Genomic DNA, 17,648 nt, shown 5'->3' with positions numbered 1-17,648 from the left:
GAGAGCGGGTTTTTGAATTATCTAGAGGTAAAGTGAAAATTCTATCAGTAATGCCGGAATTTTTTATTGAGTCTTACACATAACTTGTCGCATTTTACGCATATTTGCAGGCAACTCAAAATTCATCGCTTGTTGAATAAAAATAGATGGAATCGGAATTAGAGGTGTCGCTTGCACAGTATAAGCAAGTATTGTGCCATTACCACAATCTTTTAGTTCTAAATTGGCGTCAAAATCCTCAAAAGTCCCATTTACCATGCGAAATTGGATTTGCTGACCCAGCACTTCTACAACATTGAGGTAAATTTCCACTTGAGCCGTGAAAAAGAAGAAGGCTTTTTGTGCTGCTTGATACAGACGTTTGACTTCACCTTTATGTACTACCTCACTCTTGGTGATATCGGGAAAATATTGTACCCAACGGGGATAATCAGTTAATTGCTGCCAAACGTGCGATCGCACCATCGGCAAATACATCCAAGCTGTGACTGAACCACCTGACATCTTGTGCGATCGCGTTTCTACCAAAATTTCACCCTGTACCAGCAACTTTTGCTTGTCTTGACTCCAAGCCATATCTGAACCTGCAATAATTGAATCTGATATATAAGACGTAGACATAATGATTTAAGTTACTCCTCAACTCATCCACCTAAATAAAGTTGAAACTACAAGCCATAAAACTTGATTTAGATCCAACCCATTATTAAATTAGTTCCAGTTTAATACTTATTTTTTCCGGAAAGGATGATTTTTTGCTAATCATTTCAGTTACTTTACTGTAAAAACTGTGTTTCTTATCACAATTAACATAATTAATACTCCAGTGAGTTTTGTCAAAGTAATTATCGTAGATGAAAAACTGCGTTGTTAACAGCTAGAATGGCACAAACACGATTTAACATCAAGTACCTTACCCTAACGTTTGGATAGTATCTCTCGGTTTTTACGTGTTATTTATAATGAAACTACAACTTCATCGTAACTTCATATTTTAATTATCAAGATCAAGTGTAATGTCTGTTGAGTTGAGAGGAAAATTAGGTGAGTCAATCTTCTTTAAATCGTAGATTAATCCAGATTTTTGGTATACTTCTCGGCATTAGCGTTGCCGTCTGGGTACTCAGAGGTATTGGTATTCTCACTTTTATCCCAGGTGGAATTATTTGGCTACTGCTACTTGGGGCGATCGCGATCGGAATTATCAGTTACGCCCAAAGGACATGGTGGCGTTTTTAGTCATTTGTCATTTGTCATTGGTCATTTGTCATTTGTCATTTGTCATTGGTCATTGGTCATTGGTTATTAGTCAAAGAGGATGTTTGAAAAGTCCTTAGTGATGTATCAAATACTTTTAGATCCCCCTAAATCCACGCCACGTGCTCCACTTGGGGAGACCCCAAGACCGCAGTGGCTCCCCTTAAAAAGGGGGACTTTGATTCCGTTTCCCCCCTTTTTAAGGGGGGCTAGGGGGGATCAATAAGTGCCTAATATCACAGCCGACCACTTTTCAAACAACCTCTAAGATACAAGAGTTTTTGGTACATACCTCGCTTCTTGTGGGTGAAAAAAATAATGATATCGGACTAATTCAAACTACGCTCACAAGGGGCGTGGTTTCTTTTGGACTAATGACTTTGCGAAGCGGTTTGATTTTCATACCGTAGTCTTGTTTAAGAATTGTAGCTTGCCTATTTTGACTCACTGCCAAAAGTATTTAATAGGGAAGCAATGCCAACAATTTACGAGGGGAAAGGAACATGGCAAAGTATATATGTACTGTTTGTGGCTATGAATATGACCCAGAAGTAGGCGATGAAGATAGCGGAATAGCGCCAGGAACAGCTTTTGAAAATATACCAGATGATTGGGTATGTCCGGTTTGTGGTGTTACAAAAGATCAATTTGAACCAGATGAAGAGTGAAGATAACGGCTAGCCTAGTAAAGTACCTGCTATTGAGAAATTTTAGAACTTGCTACCGTTACAAATTGTAGTTATTGGGGGTGGGGCAGCAGGATTTTTTGGCGCGATCGCTTGTGCTAAAGCCAATCCTGCTGCCCAAGTTATTTTACTCGAAGCCAGTCGTCAACCCCTAGCGAAAGTGCTAATTTCTGGTGGCGGGCGCTGCAACGTCACTCACGCTTGCTTTGAGCCGGAGGAGTTAGTGCAAAATTACCCCAGAGGTGCAAAAGCTTTGCGGGGTGCTTTGACTCGATTTGGGCCTCAAGATACAGTAGCTTGGTTTGCTGCTGGTGGAGTCTATCTCAAAACGGAAGCTGACGGCCGGATGTTTCCTGTCACCAATACTTCAGAAACCATTGTGGAATGTCTAATTAAAGCGGTGGCGACATCTGGGGTAAAACTTCGTATCGGTACACCTGTAACTTCGGTGAAACGAACCGCAGCAGACGGGGGGTTTGATGTTCTTCTGAAGTCGGGAGAGACGATTAAATTCGATCGCCTACTTCTGGCGACCGGTAGCAGCCTTGCGGGTTATAAAATTGTCCGAGAGTTAGGTCATCAAATTGAACCGCCAGTACCCTCGTTATTTACCTTCAACATTGTCGATCAAAAATTGCGGGAATTAGCTGGAGTTAGCGTTAACCCTGCCCAATTGCGTTTATCTGCGGGCGAAAAATCCCAATTACAACAAACTGGGCCATTGCTAATTACCCACTGGGGTTTGAGTGGCCCGGCTGTTTTGAAGCTTTCGGCTTGGGGTGCGAGAGTTTTACACGAAAGCCGCTACCAAGCCAGATTATTGATTAATTGGCTGCCTGATTTGCACCAAGAACAAGTGCGAGAAAAAGTTTTAGCAGTTAAAGATGAATGGGGAAAAAAAGCGATCGCATTGCATCGCGGAGTTGACCTACCCCATCGTCTCTGGCAATATATCATTGCCCGTGTAGGCATTACCACAGAAGACCGTTGGGCAGAAATATCTAGTAAAACCTTAAATCAACTGGTGCAAGAACTTACTCAAGGACAATACTTAATCAACGGTAAAGGAGCCTTCAAAGAAGAATTTGTTACCTGTGGCGGCGTCAAGCTTAAAGAAGTCAACTTCAAGACAATGGAAAGTAGGTTAGTTCCTGGTCTTTATTTTGCCGGAGAAATCTTAGATATTGATGGCGTTACCGGTGGGTTTAATTTCCAAAGTGCTTGGACAACCGGGTATTTAGCAGGCGTGGCAATGGCGACTAGCCACGAATAGTCTGCCGATCCAAAATTGATAGATTTGGAGTGACACAAAGACGCGGAGATTTTTCTCCGTGTTAACCTCACTCATTTACCAATTCTTTAGGAACAAGCGATCGCTACTTAACTATATTTACTTATCAAAATTCATACTAATCCTCCAGCATTTCCCACCTTGCCACTCTACATTCACACCAGCCACCCTAGAGAAGACAAATTTTTCTGGGTGTATTACTTTTTTCATCAATAATGTATGAACACTGATAAAAATACTGCGTCTGAAATTAGGTTGCAGGGAAGCCAGTATATGCTGCATGGCTTTCCAGTACTTGGTATTCCTGATAAGGAGCGTGCTGTCAAATACTTTAGCCTTAATCCATTTTTGCCAAACGCTCAGAATCGTTGCCCGATTGAATGTGCCTATTGTGTCTGTCATCAAGACCGTGAATGGCATCATTATCCACAAAATTTTCAGGATGTCTCAGCTCCAGTTGACCTGCTCGATCTTTTGCTAGACTACATTTTTGCTACCCAGGAGGGACAAAAGGGTTTTCCGATTTCACTATGCGATTACTCTGACCCTTTTATTTCAGTCCATCGAGAACGTGTATTATCAATTCTGGATGCACTGATTGACCGGAAAGCTGCCAACATAGTCTACATCACCACCAAAGTCCATCCTGGTCAATCTTTTCTAAAGCGCCTCAAAACAACTTTAGAGCGGCCTCATTCACTTCGAGTCACTGTCTTTGTTAGTCTACCACCCTTGAAACCAGGCTATGAGCAAGCCTCAATTCAGAGCCGGGTAGAGTTGCTGCAAGATTTAGTAAACCTTGGCATTCCCTGTTGTTGGTATCTGCGTCCACTGGTTGAAGAGTGGTTTGATGAAGCTTTAATGTGGCAATTAGCACGGACACTATTGCCCCATGTTTCCCGTCACGTTATTCTGTCTGGGCTTGTGATGTCTGAAGAGATTGAAGCGAGTCTGTTAAAACAAGAATTAATCGTTCCAGAATGGGATCGTACACAACCAGGACTTAAGCAATACTTGTCATTGGAGTTCGAGTCAAAACTGCGCTCAATTCTCAGCACTGTCGCTAACGAGCAAAATACTTCTCTCGGCCCGGTAATGGGACATCGGCTATGCGGTAGTAACGGCAATCATGCCTATGGCTGCTTGATTTGCGCCAAACAAAACCGTTATTGCCAGCTTTTTCAACTTCATCATTATGGTGAAACGATCGCTACCGAAGATAATCAACGCCTCAAGACGCTATTGAGACAAGATTCAGTGAAAGTAAGCTCGCGAGAGCCATCAACAGAAGAATGTCAGTAAAGTAATCCAACCTAAAGTGAATTTAGGAACAGTCTAATTGCCTCACCGCTATGCGTCTACAAAATTACTGTATTGGAGCATAAAGAGGGAAAATTATCTTGCGATTGTAGATCAATTTTGAACACACCCAACAATGAAATTCAGCGAAATCCTCCGTCAATTTGGTGACGCGGCCACCAATCATAGCTTGACTAGCAACCCAGACCAAGACCCAGAAATTACAGGGGTAGCAGCCATTGATGAAGCTACCAACGGTACGATCGGTTACGTAGAAGGTGCAAAATTTGGGTCTTTTGTTGGCAATACCAATGCTAGTGCTTTAATTTTGCCGCAGGACGAAAAATTGCAGGCACTTGCACAAGAAAGAGGTATTGTCTGGATAGCAACCTCAGATCCGCGATTATTGTTTGCCAAAGCGATCGCACTTTTTTACCAACCATATCGCCCCGTCCCAGAAATTCATCCCACCGCTGTGATTCACTCCACCGCAAAAGTTGGTAGTGATGTTTATATTGGCCCCCATGCTGTGATTCAACAAGGGGTAGAAATTGGCGATGGTGCAATCATTCATCCCAATGTGGTGATTTATCCAGATGCCAAAATTGGCGATCGCACCACCTTACACGCCAACTGTACCATCCATGAACGTACCCACATCGGTGCAGATTGCGTCATTCACAGTGGTGCTGTCATTGGTGCAGAAGGCTTTGGTTTTGTTCCTACCCGGACTGGTTGGTTCAAAATGGAACAATCAGGCTATACAGTTTTAGAAGATGGCGTGGAAGTTGGTTGCAACAGTGGCATTGACCGCCCAGCCGTCGGAGAAACACGGGTAGGTCGCAATACAGTAATTGACAGCTTAGTGCAAATAGGTCACGGTTGCAAAATCGGTTCTGGCTGTGCGATCGCAGGTCAGGTTGGTTTGGCGGGAGGTGTTCAACTGGGAAATCGCGTGATTTTAGCTGGACAAACAGGAATAGTCAATCAAGTAAAGATGGGAGATGGGTCGATGACATCTGCTCAAACTGGAATTCACAACGATGTTGCACCAGGAGAAGTTGTCTGCGGAACTCCAGCCCTACCTTACAAACTATATCTCAAGGTATCTGCTGTTTATGGTCGCCTGCCAGATATGTATCAATCATTAAAACAATTGCAACGTAAATTCAAAAATAGCAATGATTAACTTCATCTAAACCTCTATTTCTCCCACCACTACTCAGATTGGTGGTGGGAGTCTGGTGAAGGTTTAGATGAATTTGATTTGGGTGTGGCAAATACATTCCTAACCGGGAAAATTAGCGATCGCTAATTACTAAAAACGTTAGGTAGTAAATGTAATTCCAGGAGTGAGCGCACTCAAACTGACATCTTCAGCGACAGCAATCACGTCACCGAAAGCGGGCGCTCCGAAGAAGATGACCGTATCTAAGATAGATGAGTCATTTGAAAAAATACCACTACTAATACTATTATTAGTATTGAAATTTTGCTGTACGAATGTGTAATCGCTAGCAGAACCGCGAAGATTGATCTTATCTCCATCTAGTAGAGAAAAATCTGTGATAATAGCATGACCAGCTTGCCGATAGGAGTCATTTAGGCTGAACGTATCAACAGATTGAACCCCTTGAAATAGAACTCCTCCTGTTAAAACATCTATCTCTCCGCTATTAAAGTTACCACCACCAGAGAGGGTATCATTCCCCTTACCTCCAAAAAGAATATCATTGCCAGAGTCACCATTTAGGCGATCGTTACCTGCACCTGCGTCAAGGCGATCGTTGCCAAGTCCACCCGATAGCACATCGTTACCGCTACCACCTAGCAAGATATCACCGCCATCGCGACCATCAAGAACTACGTTGACATTTTGGTTGGCGCGACTGGCATCTATGCGATTGCTGCCATCTCCTCCTTGGATAGTGACATCTTCAATACCTTGGAGGGTATCAGTACCTGTGGCTGAATCATCGAGATTGGCCCCAGGGCCAAACTTGCCACCTTTGAGTTGGCTTTTGTTTGGGTCATTGGCAAATGAGAATAGCTCAAAGTTATTGTCGCCCTGTATGAATAGGAAATCTTCACCTCCTGCCCCGATGTATTGATCGTCACCCGCTCCATCAAAGGCACTATCAGAAAAACTATCCCTCCCGGCTCCACCTTGGAGGATGTCAGACCCTTCCCCACCATTAAAATTATTGTCGTCATTTCCACCGATAAGGGTGTCATTGCCATTATTGCCACGGAGAAAGTTAAATCCCGTTCCTCCTACAATGCTGTCATTACCATCACCACCGTTGATCTGGTCAAGACCACGGCTACCTATGATGGTGTCATTACCTGCACCACCAAAAAGAAAGGTTCGCCCTGACAACAGAGCTTGAGACGCATTAATCGTGTCATTACCTGAAGTACCAGTGAGCCTGACATTCTCAACCTCAGAAAATTGATGGGTCAAATTACCGACAAACAGCTGATTATTGTTCAAGAAATAATTTGAGGCTCCCTCAACACGCAGCTCGTCCTCATCTGCACCGCCAATCAGGGTATCGCCAACATCACCTAAAGCCGGAAAGTTCCCGTTTTGAGCGATGAGAATATCCTTACCCGCACCGCCATTAACGCGATTGTTTCCAGTTCCACCTATAAGAGTGTCATTGTCATCGCCGCCGTTGAGAGTGTCGTTACCCGCACCACCATCAAGGGTATCTCTGTTGAATCCACCATCGAGGAAGTCGTTACCAAGTCCCCCAAATAAAGAATCATTACCAAAGTTGCCTATTAGAGTGTCGTTACCCGCACCACCATTAACCGTATCGTTCCCCGCTAGAGCATCGATTTTATCGTTGTCCCCATTAGCTATAATTTTGTCATCAGCAGGGGTTATGGTTCCACTAATAATTGCCATAATTTTGAGTCTCCTTTGATTTGTTTATGAGTTTGTGTATTATTTCCCTGGTTTAGAGTTTGGACACTTCAACAACAAAGCTAAATTTGTCCAAAACCCAATAACTGCGGTTGCTGTTATTACCAGATTGCCTTTTCAACTCAGAAACGTAAATATGGATAATTTAAGGAGTTTGATTCCCAAAAATTAAACGGCAAAAGAGGTCAATTTAAGCTTAGGTAAGAAAATTTAAGGTGAGTAATCTTTGCCGATCCAGGCAAGCGATGAATTACAGCCATTTGAATATAATTTGGTGAAAAATCTGGAAAGTTGATAATTCGGGCTGTAGCTGAATAGATCAATAATTGTTATTCATCTCTGAGCAATGGACTTTGAAACAGCATTCAAAATTTTAGATGCAGCAGTTTTTGCCCAGACAAAAAGACATCTGAAAGATATTGAAGTAACAATACTTCGTAGCTCTTGGCAAGGAAAGAAATATGACGAAATTGCCCAAATTCATGGCTACACTACCGAATACCTACAGCATGATGTTGGCCCAAAGCTTTGGCAGATGTTGTCAGCAGCATTTGGTGAAAAGGTTAGTAAAAAGAATTTTCAGGCAGCATTAGAGCGGCAGCGGCTTTCCGGCACTGCCGCGTCATCAAAGCAATTGCAGGCTATTTTACAGCCCCAAAAGCTGATGTCATCTGATTCACAACTAAAAAGGGAGAAAATCATATCTCTCAACTCAGGTTTTGAAGTAAATGAAGAAGTATTACTAACTAATGAACGACCCCAACTGAATGCAGAAGCAGAATTCCCGGTAGGTCAAGTCCCTCTTACTTCTGGCTTTTATGTTGAACGCCCTCCAATTGAAGATCGCTGTTTTCAAGAGATTTTACAGCCAGGTGCTTTAATTCGGATCAAAGCATCTAGACAGATGGGCAAAACCTCGCTAATGGCAAGGATTCTTGATGAAGCTAGAAATCATGGCTGTCAAACAGTGGCTTTAAGCTTTCATTTAGCAGATAAAGCAGTTTTCACCAGCTTGGATACATTTTTGCGCTGGTTTTGTGAAAGTGTTGGGAGGAAACTGAAGCAGCTTCATCAGTTAGATGATTATTGGAGCATTTATGGCAGTAAGGATAAAACCACCGCTTACTTTGAAGAGTGTTTGTTAGAAGAAATCGACAGCCCATTAGTAATTAGCTTGGATGGCGTTGATTGCATTTTTCCATATCGTGACATTGCTGAAGATTTTTTTAACTTGTTACGAGCTTGGTATGAGTATGCAAAGTATGGCGATCGCAGTAGCGAACTCTGGCAAAAACTCCGCTTAGTTTTGGTACATTCCAAAGAAGTTTATATTCCCCTAAATATCAATCAATCTCCCTTTAATGTCGGGTTGAGCATTGAATTACAAGAGTTTACTCCCGAACAAGTTCAAATTTTAGTTAAGCGTCATCAAGGGCTAAATTGGACTGATGCTCAGGTCGAAAAACTGATGAACACGATCGGAGGACATCCCTATTTAGTCCGGCTAGCTCTTTATCACGTTCAACATCAAGACATCACACTTGAGCAGTTGTTGCAAACAGCCGCAACTGAAGCGGGAATTTATAGTGACCATTTACGAGGACATTTGTGTAATCTCGAACCTCATCCAAATTTAGCAGCAGCTTTTAGCCAGGTTGTAAAAAGTTTAGTACCGATAGAACTAGACTCGGATTCAGCCTTTAAATTACACAGTATGGGTTTAATCGTATATTGTCATGAAAATAAGGTGATGCCACGCTGCAATTTGTACCGCCAATATTTTCAAAATCGCCTTGTGTAATTTTTTCTAGTTTCTACCAAGAACGACTGAACTTTTCTGGAAATATTTGTTCAGATAATTACTTCGCAAATATGGGTGTTTGGTTTACCGCCGGACGTGCTTTCTTTCTGTCAGATTTGCGCGTTCCACCAGCCATCCCATACTCATCACTATTTTTGCCATAGCGAGATGCAACACTCAGTAGCATTTGCTCGGAATAACTATTTAACTCACGTTCTGCTTCTAGTAATGCATTCTGTGTTTTATCCACTATCGCTCGTGCTTGATTGTAAGCGGCTAGCTTCTCTCGTATCTCCAGAATTCTAGTGTTATAACTAGTTATTGATAACCCATTGCCAAAGTCTAACTCAGGATTAATCGTCTGCATTCTTTCAATCCGTCGTTCAGCTTTGGTGAGTGCGGAGGAATTGCGTTTGCGTTGCGTCATAAAGTTTTCCTATTTGGATTTTCAACGAAGTTATTGAGATATTATTACAATACGCAACAGCAAATGTAGCAGCCTGAGTGAAGCTACAGAACTTTAAAAGCATGAGAATTCACAAACTGGATAAATATGAGTATGTTTGCTGAAATAAGTTGATAAAAACAGGTTTATGAGTTGTAAAGCTGAAATACGATTCAGAAACTTAATTTGCAATTCAGAAATTTCATTTACGATTCAGAAACTTAATTTGCGATTCAGAAATTTCATTTACGAGTCAAAAACTTAAATTGTAAGCCAGAAACTTAATTTACGAGTCACGCCATAAGTAGATCGGCGTAAATAATTATTGTTGGGATAAGGCAGGGGGCAGGGAGCAGGGAGAGAAAGAGTTTGAGCCTTATTTACTTTTCTTTACACAGTTTGGTTTTATTGCACCAACTTATAGCAGAAGGCAGAAGGCAGGAGGCAGGAGGCAGGAGGTAAAAGTATTACTATTCCTAGCTTTCATGCTTGTCATTATGTCCTAACCTGTGTGACTACGGCTATACTTAGCAAAACCTGTATTTTGTCCTAATTTGTAACGATTGACGCCTGAAAATACTCTGCCTTACTTTGCGCGACAGCAGTCGCTACAACGGGGAGACATTCTGTGTGGGCGGGTTTCCCTACTTGAGCGGACTGTCGTGGAAACCCCCGCAACGCGCTGCCTCCCCTTTGCGTTTAAAAAAGCTACGAACTTATGCAAAGCAGTACTGTACTAAGATTTCATAGAATACCTTAAAAGGGCTACTTATACCAATTGAAAAAATGATTGCAACAGAAGAATTTAGGAAACCCGTATACAGAAAGCAATTTCCAATCTAAAATCCAAAATTTAAAATAGTATTAGGATGCATCGGACGAGCAAAGCAGAAAACTCGGCTTATAAATATCAAGTCGGAGGAAGTCTACAAATTGATGCTCCAAGCTATGTGCAACGACAAGCCGACAAAGATTTTTATGATGCACTAAAAGCTGGAGAATTTTGTTATGTCTTCAACTCGCGGCAGATGGGCAAGTCTAGCCTGCGAGTGCAAACAATGCGTAAACTGCAAGCAGAGGGTATTGCCTGTGGTGTTATCGATATTACGGCAATTAGTAGCCAAGACATTACTCCATCTGAGTGGTATTTGGGCATACTGCGGAGGCTGGTGCGTAGTTTCATTCCCAAATTTAAAGTATTGAGTTGGTGGAGCGATCGCTCTGCACTATCACCAGTACAATGCCTAAGTGAGTTTATCGAGTCAGTGCTGCTACTAGAAGTGTCTCAAAAAATTGTGATTTTTGTAGACGAAATTGATAGCATTCTCCAATTAAACTTCAAGGATGATTTTTTAGCTCTGATTCGGGCTTGCTATAACAAACGAGCTGATAATCCAGCTTATCAGCGTCTTACGTTTGCACTCTTAGGGGTAACAACTCCCTACGATTTGATTCAAGATAAACACCGGACACCTTTTAACATTGGTCGAGCAATTGAACTAAACGGTTTCCAATGGCATGAAGCTCAACCATTAACTGAGGGATTAGTAAGTATCGGTAATCCTCAGATAGTGTTGCAAGAGATATTAGCTTGGAGTGGTGGTCAACCTTTTCTGACTCAGAAACTTTGCCAGTTAGTTATTACATCTTCTCCCATTCCACCAGATGGTGAAGCCGAGTATGTTGAGAAACTGGTACGTTCTCAAATAATTGACAACTGGGAATCTCAAGATGAACCGGAGCATTTGAGGACGATTCGCGATCGCATTTTTTATCAGCGCACTCAGCAATTGCTGGAGCTTTATCAGCAAATTTTGCAAACAGGTCAAATCACAGCACGTAGCAGTTCTGAGCAATTGGAATTGCGGTTATCAGGATTGGTAGTCAAGCAACAGGGTTTATTAAAAGTTTATAACCGGATTTATGCTGCTGTTTTTAATCAAAATTGGGTTGATAAAACTTTATCAAGCTCAAAATCGCTAGAGCGATCGCCTCAAACATTGCCCAGCAAGCGCCGTCTTAAAACTGTGCTGGTTTTAAGTATGGTTGTAACAGCTTTGGTCATGGGGGTGCGGCATCTGGGATTACTACAAGCTGCCGAACTAAAAGCTTTTGACCAACTGCTGCGGCTGCGCCCTAGCGAACAACCAGATCGCCGCCTTTTGGTAGTGGCGATCGCTGAAGATGATTTTCAGCTTCCAGAACAGCAGCAGCGAAAAGGGTCGCTCTCAGATCGGGCCCTTGCTCTCTTGGTGCAGAAACTAGAGCAGTATCAACCGCGAGCGATTGGCTTAGATATTTATCGCGATTTCCCTGTAGATTCTAAGGAAGCACCTTTAGCTAATTGGATGCGGCAAAGCGATCGCTTCATTGCTATTTGCAAAGTCAGCGAACCCCAAATTAATGAACCCGGCGTTTCGCCCCCTCCAGAAATTCCGATAGCGCGTCAAGGCTTTAGCGATTTTGTCAAAGACAGCGATGGTATTCTCCGACGCCATCTAATCGCGATCAAACCAGGCGACTCATCCCCTTGTACTACGCCCTACGCCTTCAGCGCTCAATTGGCATTTCGTTATCTAGAGGCTGAGGGCATTTCTGTCAAGTACACCAGAAAAAAAGATTTGCAGATTGGCCAAGTTGTGTTTAAGCGATTGCGATCGCATATAGGTGGCTATCAACAACTGGATGACTGGGGCTATCAAGTATTGCTAAACTACCGTTCCTTTGATCCCTTAAAGGCTGTTGAGCAAATCACCTTAAAAGATTTACTCAGAGGTGCGATCGATCCCAATCTCGTAAAGAATCGGATCGTACTTATTGGTATCACTAACCAAAGCGCCGGAGATTATTTTTTCACCCCTTACACGAGCGATCGTAAACAGGAAATGCCAGGAGTTATGGTTCATGCTCAAATGGTGAGTCAAATTCTCAGTGCAGTTTTAGATAGGCGAACCCTGTTGTGGGTTTGGCCAGTTTGGGGTGAGGCTGTGTGGGTCTTTTTCTGGTCTGTTTTTGGAGGAATATTAGCATGGCGCATTCGTAATTCCTTGCTTTTAGGAATAGCCGGAGTTGCTGTAGTTGGGGCTATATCCACAATTAGCTTTTTTATACTGCTGAAAGGTATTTGGATACCGCTAATTCCGGCGGCGCTGGCTCTGGTTGTTACAGGTAGTAGTGTGTTAATTTACAGCGTTTCTCAAAGCAGTAATAGCAGTATCAATCTACTACTCCGAGAAAAATAACGGTTTTGGGGACTTCCAATGCTACATAGCGATCGCAGTTATAATTACTCAAATGAGAAAGTCAAATGCCATTTGGGGTAAGTCAAAGGATCTCTTGCTTGCGGGATGGGGTTCTTGTATCTCATTCAATCGAAAATTGCTATATATAGCGGTTCCCATTCAGATGCAGTACAACATTACATCACGAGTGTAGGGGCACGGCAGTGCCGTGCCCCTACGGGTGTAGCTCACTTTTCATTTTCTCCTTACCCATTGAAAAGGAGGTAAGAGGTTAGGTTTTTGTGGGCTTTTCCAGATAACGTAAAAAATAATATTTTATATCTATAAAATTGGATACCTGTTAATAAAAATAGATAAAAACTTTGAGAAATGAAATTAGGTCTTCGACAGCTTAAAATTGCCTTTGCAATCAGTTTGGTATCGCCATACTTCACACTAATCCAAGCACAGCCCGTAAAATCTGAAATTCTTCCATCGCTGATTTTTAACGCACCTCCTCCACCAGACGACATTAATGCCCCCGGTAATCGCGTTGGCGGAGGAAAGCGCGGCTGCGAAAGTATGGACAAGCAACTTGATACATCCCAAAAAAAGCGACTGACAGCGTTAGTTCCGGTTTATCAGTTTCCCAATGCAGAATTAGTCTTTGGATTAACGACTACCTCTCATCCAACTTTCTGGTTTTACGTTCCTGATGATGTTGCCACAGTTTCCGCAGAGTTCGTGCTACAGAATGAAGCGGGAGAAACTATATATCAAAGCCCTGTTTCACTATCTAAAACGCCAGGGGTTGTTAGTTTCTCTCTGCCATCGACAACTTCCCCATTAGAAATTGGCAAGCGTTATCGTTGGTATTTTAATACTTACTGTAATCTACAACAATCACCTATTTTTGTTAATGGTTGGGTTATAAGGGTCGAACAAAACCCCGTTCTGAAAAGTCAGTTAGAGACAGCAACACCAAAACAGCGCGTTGCCCTTTATGCCACTAATGGTATTTGGTACGATTCCCTAACTGCTTCAGCCGAACTTCGCCGCCTAAACCCAAAACATACTGATTGGGCTGCCATGTTACAAGCTGTTGGTTTGAATAACATTGCTTCAGAACCGATAGTAGACTGCTGCCAATAGCTATTATTACTGTCCAAAGTCCAATCAATGAACCGGACAAGGGACTTAAGCCCCTTGTACTCCATAAACTTAGGACTAAGCCTTTCAAGGTGGGTAAAATTTTGCTCAATAAACTCTCTTTAACCTCTTAATGTGTTCTCTGTGCCTCTGTGGTTAAATAAAAGACTTTTAAACCGCAGAGACGCGGAGGGCGCAGAGAGAAAAAGAGATTATACCAATTACATTGAAGGGCTAGTCCTAAAACTAAAATCCTAATTTTTCCAACACTGGCTTTGTGGAAACAACGTGGCGTTCTAAACCCAATTCTTTTGGACTAACCCCAAGTGCCAAAGCAATCAACTGGGGTAAATGCAACACTGGTAAACCTAGCTTCTGTTCAATCACCTTTTCTACTTCTGGCTGACGCGAATCTAAATTTAAGTGGCACAGTGGACAAGGCGTAACTATACAGTCAGCACCAGATGTCAAAGCGTCCTGAATATGCATCCCCGCCATCTTGAAAGATTGGGTAGTAGCATAACTAGCAAGGGGCCAACCACAACATTGTGTCCGCCCTCGATAATAAATTGGTGTTGCACCCACTGCCCGAAACATATTTTCCATCGCTTCCGGTTGGAAAGGGTCGTCATCAGGCATAGATTTTTGGGCGCGGAGGAGATAACAGCCATAAAAAGCCGCACATTTTAATCCAGTTAACTTCCGGGTGACACGTTTGGTAATTTCCTCTAAACCGTAATCTGTTACTAAGGCGTAAAGAAGATGTTTAACGTCAGTACTGCCGCGATAAGGCGAACAGCCTTCTTTATTTAGCAAGCCATTAACCTGTTCAACGTAAACAGGGTTAGAAGTCTTACATTCTTTCAGGTGTTCGTTCACATGACCGATAACACCTTGACAAGTGCTGCAATGGGTAAGTAAGGGCAGATTTAATTCTTCTGCTAGGGCAATATTTCTGGCGTTGACTGTATCTTCTAGCAGTTGCGAATCTTCTTTAAATGTGCCTGAGCCACAGCAAGCAGCTTTTTTAAGTTCAACTAGTTCAATGCCCAGTGCTTGGGTAAGCGCTTGAGTTGACTGGTAAAGTTCCCGACAGGCCCCTTGGGCAACACAACCGGGAAAGTAAGCGTATTTGAGTGTCTGAGGTAGCATAGAAGTATGTTTGGGTTAGAGCGATCGCTCTAAACAATAACTGTTTTATCATTCCTTGTTAGCATCATTCTGATGTTTGAGGTTTAGCTACCTTTTAAGCGTCTAGGTTAAAGGGTCGCAGCATCTACATATTCTTAATTGCTAGCAAGGCTCTAAATACCGATAGAGACATTGTAAAAAATTTTAGCAATAATTGAAAAACCAAAGCATTTACACGAGATCGGCGATGGCGTAGCACGCTCCACTGCTCAAGTGTTAAGAGAAAACTTACCCGATTTATTTTAGGAATGGGAGAGATTTTCTAACAGAAAAACCCTTGGAAGTATGCGGGCGATCGCGCTTGACGATAAGATGTATATGCTCAAAACAATGTCTCCTCTAAAGAGCAGATCGTAGCAAGTGGTTAAGGACTTTTATTTATGAGCCAAGCGGAACTTTTTGAAAAGGTCAAGAAAATCGTCATCGAACAACTGAGTGTTGATCCCCCAGATAAAGTCACACCACAAGCCAAGTTTATGGAAGACCTGGGAGCAGATTCCTTAGATACCGTTGAATTGGTAATGGCCTTGGAAGAAGAATTTGATATCGAAATTCCTGATGAAGCTGCCGAGCAGATTACATCGGTTCAAGATGCAGTAGATTACATCGATAACAAAGTTACCGCCTCAGCTTAACTGAGGATTGGAATTGAGGATTGGGATTGGAGAGATTTTTCTCTAATATCTAGCCACTCTTCGCCTGACGCTGCTAATGTCACCAATCCTGACGTTAACGACAATCACTTGAAGTCAGCAAATCCGATGCCAGTCGCTCGTAAAGGAAACCTTTAAGATCGCGCTGGCTCACCAGTACCTAGTCGCTAACCTCAAATTTTTTGCCTGCTAGCTTTTTCGCCATTTTTAACTGAATCATGACAGATCATACACGTAAACGCGTTGTTGTAACTGGTGTTGGCGCGATTACACCTATAGGTAACACAGCAACAGAATATTGGAATGGATTATTGAGTGGACGCAATGGCATTGACTACATCACATTATTTGATGCGTCTCGCCATGATTGCCGGATTGCTGGTGAGGTGAAAAACTTCGATCCGCATGATTACTTGGAGCGTAAAGAGGCCAAGCGCATGGATCGATTTTCCCAATTTGGGGTTGCGGCAGCAAAACAGGCTCTAGCTAACGCGGAGTTAGTTATTAATGAACTGAATGCAGAACAGGTAGGTGTGATGATCGGTTCTGGCGTTGGTGGCATTAAGGTATTAGAAGACCAGCAAACTATCTACCTCAACCGTGGCCCCGATCGCTGTAGTCCATTCATGATTCCGATGATGATCGCCAATATGGCCGCAGGATTAACGGCAATTCACACGGGTGCTAAAGGGCCAAACTCCTGTCCTGTAACTGCCTGTGCCGCTGGTTCCAATGCCATTGGAGATGCTTTTCGCTTAATTCAAGGGGGATATGCCCAGGCGATGATTTGCGGGGGAACGGAATCAGCTGTCACACCATTGTCGATAGCTGGGTTCGCCGCCTGCAAGGCACTCTCTTTTAGCAATGATGACCCAGCTCATGCTTGCCGTCCTTTTGACCGCGATCGCAACGGATTTGTTTTGGGTGAAGGTTCAGGAATTTTAATTCTAGAAGAACTGCAACACGCCATCAGTCGCGGCGCTCACATTTATGCGGAAATGATCGGTTATGGCATGACCTGTGATGCTTACCATATCACCTCCCCCGTACCTGGTGGACTCGGAGCCGCTAGAGCGATCGAACTGGCTCTCAAAGATGCCAGTATAACTCCCGAACAAATTAGCTATATTAACGCCCACGGCACTAGTACCCCAGCTAATGATTCAACTGAAACCTCAGCAATCAAAAAAGCCTTGGGAGAATATGCCCATAAGGTGGCAATTAGCTCCACCAAATCGATGACAGGTCATTTATTGGGCGGTTCTGGAGGTATTGAAGCAGTCGCAACAGTACTAGCGATCGCTAATGACCAAATTCCACCGACAATTAATCTGGAAAATCCCGATCCTGAGTGTGACTTAGATTACGTGCCTAACTCTAGCCGCGCTCAAAAAGTCGAGGTGGCAATATCCAATTCCTTTGGGTTTGGCGGTCATAATGTCACACTGGCCTTTAAGAAATACGTTTAAAAGAAGTCAGGAGTCAGAATTCAGAATTCAGTAATTTGATCCGACTCTGCTCCTTTGCCCCATGCCCCTTGTTCCATGCCCAAAGTATCAAAAATATCATTCTGATATAAAGTAAGCGTTCAGCATGACCCAATTATCAGCTTGATTTATCACCAGAAACTCAGGAGATCCCGCTTGTCCATCGACAAGCGGGAGTGGGATGATGAGGATACTGTGGGGAATCTAAAATAACCCCAGCAAGAGAAGCTACGAAG

Annotated in this window: 14 protein-coding genes; 10 read left to right on the top strand and 4 right to left on the bottom strand. The window is 42.9% G+C overall.

Features of this window, described 5'->3' with window-relative positions; translation table 11 throughout:
* Window positions 1–63: 63 nt before the first annotated feature.
* A complete protein-coding gene (locus tag V7K41_RS08590; RefSeq protein ID WP_334847241.1) occupies window positions 64–621 on the bottom strand; it encodes an SRPBCC family protein in 558 nt (185 codons plus the stop codon).
* A gap of 423 nt (window positions 622–1,044) precedes the next feature.
* Between V7K41_RS08590 and V7K41_RS08585 the strand changes: the two genes are divergently transcribed.
* From V7K41_RS08585 to lpxD, 5 genes are all read left to right on the top strand, one after another.
* Complete coding sequence (locus V7K41_RS08585) at window positions 1,045–1,239, top strand: hypothetical protein (protein WP_289799327.1); 195 nt, start codon at window positions 1,045–1,047, stop codon at window positions 1,237–1,239.
* Between the two features lie 521 nt (window positions 1,240–1,760).
* Window positions 1,761–1,925 (top strand): rubredoxin, encoded by a 165-nt coding sequence (gene rd, locus V7K41_RS08580; RefSeq protein ID WP_334847240.1) that lies wholly within the window; start codon window positions 1,761–1,763, stop codon window positions 1,923–1,925.
* Between the two features lie 49 nt (window positions 1,926–1,974).
* The gene (locus V7K41_RS08575) at window positions 1,975–3,216 is read left to right on the top strand and encodes an NAD(P)/FAD-dependent oxidoreductase (RefSeq protein ID WP_334847238.1); all 1,242 of its coding nucleotides are present in this window, start codon (window positions 1,975–1,977) and stop codon (window positions 3,214–3,216) included.
* A gap of 237 nt (window positions 3,217–3,453) precedes the next feature.
* Window positions 3,454–4,536, top strand: coding sequence for a hypothetical protein (locus V7K41_RS08570; protein WP_334847236.1), 1,083 nt, complete (start codon window positions 3,454–3,456; stop codon window positions 4,534–4,536).
* Window positions 4,537–4,669: 133 nt separating this feature from the next.
* Complete coding sequence (lpxD, locus tag V7K41_RS08565) at window positions 4,670–5,722, top strand: UDP-3-O-(3-hydroxymyristoyl)glucosamine N-acyltransferase (protein WP_334847235.1); 1,053 nt, start codon at window positions 4,670–4,672, stop codon at window positions 5,720–5,722.
* 138 nt (window positions 5,723–5,860) lie between these two features.
* Here the strand turns inward: lpxD and V7K41_RS08560 are convergent, their stop codons facing one another.
* A complete protein-coding gene (locus V7K41_RS08560) occupies window positions 5,861–7,447 on the bottom strand; it encodes a calcium-binding protein (protein ID WP_334847233.1) in 1,587 nt (528 codons plus the stop codon).
* Between the two features lie 364 nt (window positions 7,448–7,811).
* Between V7K41_RS08560 and V7K41_RS08555 the strand changes: the two genes are divergently transcribed.
* The gene (locus V7K41_RS08555) at window positions 7,812–9,266 is read left to right on the top strand and encodes an AAA-like domain-containing protein (RefSeq protein WP_334847231.1); all 1,455 of its coding nucleotides are present in this window, start codon (window positions 7,812–7,814) and stop codon (window positions 9,264–9,266) included.
* 58 nt (window positions 9,267–9,324) lie between these two features.
* Here V7K41_RS08555 and V7K41_RS08550 read toward each other — a convergent pair whose 3' ends face one another.
* A complete protein-coding gene (locus tag V7K41_RS08550; protein WP_334847229.1) occupies window positions 9,325–9,693 on the bottom strand; it encodes a hypothetical protein in 369 nt (122 codons plus the stop codon).
* An 887-nt stretch (window positions 9,694–10,580) separates the two neighbouring features.
* Here V7K41_RS08550 and V7K41_RS08545 point away from each other — a divergent pair.
* A complete protein-coding gene (locus V7K41_RS08545; RefSeq protein ID WP_334847227.1) occupies window positions 10,581–12,953 on the top strand; it encodes a CHASE2 domain-containing protein in 2,373 nt (790 codons plus the stop codon).
* A 369-nt stretch (window positions 12,954–13,322) separates the two neighbouring features.
* Window positions 13,323–14,084: a DUF928 domain-containing protein gene (locus tag V7K41_RS08540; protein WP_334847226.1), complete on the top strand. Its 762-nt coding sequence runs from the start codon at window positions 13,323–13,325 to the stop codon at window positions 14,082–14,084.
* Between the two features lie 243 nt (window positions 14,085–14,327).
* On the opposite strand, the gene V7K41_RS08535 is transcribed toward V7K41_RS08540, so the two are convergent.
* Window positions 14,328–15,233, bottom strand: coding sequence for a CoB--CoM heterodisulfide reductase iron-sulfur subunit B family protein (locus V7K41_RS08535; RefSeq protein ID WP_334847224.1), 906 nt, complete (start codon window positions 15,231–15,233; stop codon window positions 14,328–14,330).
* Window positions 15,234–15,652: 419 nt separating this feature from the next.
* Between V7K41_RS08535 and V7K41_RS08530 the strand changes: the two genes are divergently transcribed.
* Window positions 15,653–15,907, top strand: coding sequence for an acyl carrier protein (locus V7K41_RS08530; RefSeq protein WP_292872965.1), 255 nt, complete (start codon window positions 15,653–15,655; stop codon window positions 15,905–15,907).
* A gap of 236 nt (window positions 15,908–16,143) precedes the next feature.
* Entirely contained in the window at window positions 16,144–17,394 is a 1,251-nt protein-coding gene (gene fabF / locus V7K41_RS08525; RefSeq protein WP_334847222.1) for a beta-ketoacyl-ACP synthase II, read from the top strand.
* Window positions 17,395–17,648: the final 254 nt, after the last annotated feature.

The sequence above is a fragment of the Nostoc sp. genome (genome assembly GCF_036917415.1).
Lineage (GTDB): Bacteria > Cyanobacteriota > Cyanobacteriia > Cyanobacteriales > Nostocaceae > Nostoc.
Note: the sequence above shows the minus strand (reverse complement) of the source record. Positions and strands in the feature narration are given on the sequence as shown.

Excerpts from the sequence above, each read along its gene's own strand:
- V7K41_RS08590 (WP_334847241.1), bottom strand. The coding sequence starts at position 621 with ATGTCTACGTCTTATATATCAGATTCAATTATTGCAGGTTCAGATATG.
- rd (WP_334847240.1), top strand. The coding sequence starts at position 1,761 with ATGGCAAAGTATATATGTACTGTTTGTGGCTATGAATATGACCCAGAA.
- V7K41_RS08570 (WP_334847236.1), top strand. The coding sequence starts at position 3,454 with ATGAACACTGATAAAAATACTGCGTCTGAAATTAGGTTGCAGGGAAGC.
- lpxD (WP_334847235.1), top strand. The coding sequence starts at position 4,670 with ATGAAATTCAGCGAAATCCTCCGTCAATTTGGTGACGCGGCCACCAAT.
- V7K41_RS08560 (WP_334847233.1), bottom strand. The coding sequence starts at position 7,447 with ATGGCAATTATTAGTGGAACCATAACCCCTGCTGATGACAAAATTATA.
- V7K41_RS08555 (WP_334847231.1), top strand. The coding sequence starts at position 7,812 with ATGGACTTTGAAACAGCATTCAAAATTTTAGATGCAGCAGTTTTTGCC.
- V7K41_RS08550 (WP_334847229.1), bottom strand. The coding sequence starts at position 9,693 with ATGACGCAACGCAAACGCAATTCCTCCGCACTCACCAAAGCTGAACGA.
- V7K41_RS08545 (WP_334847227.1), top strand. The coding sequence starts at position 10,581 with ATGCATCGGACGAGCAAAGCAGAAAACTCGGCTTATAAATATCAAGTC.
- V7K41_RS08540 (WP_334847226.1), top strand. The coding sequence starts at position 13,323 with ATGAAATTAGGTCTTCGACAGCTTAAAATTGCCTTTGCAATCAGTTTG.
- V7K41_RS08535 (WP_334847224.1), bottom strand. The coding sequence starts at position 15,233 with ATGCTACCTCAGACACTCAAATACGCTTACTTTCCCGGTTGTGTTGCC.
- V7K41_RS08530 (WP_292872965.1), top strand. The coding sequence starts at position 15,653 with ATGAGCCAAGCGGAACTTTTTGAAAAGGTCAAGAAAATCGTCATCGAA.
- fabF (WP_334847222.1), top strand. The coding sequence starts at position 16,144 with ATGACAGATCATACACGTAAACGCGTTGTTGTAACTGGTGTTGGCGCG.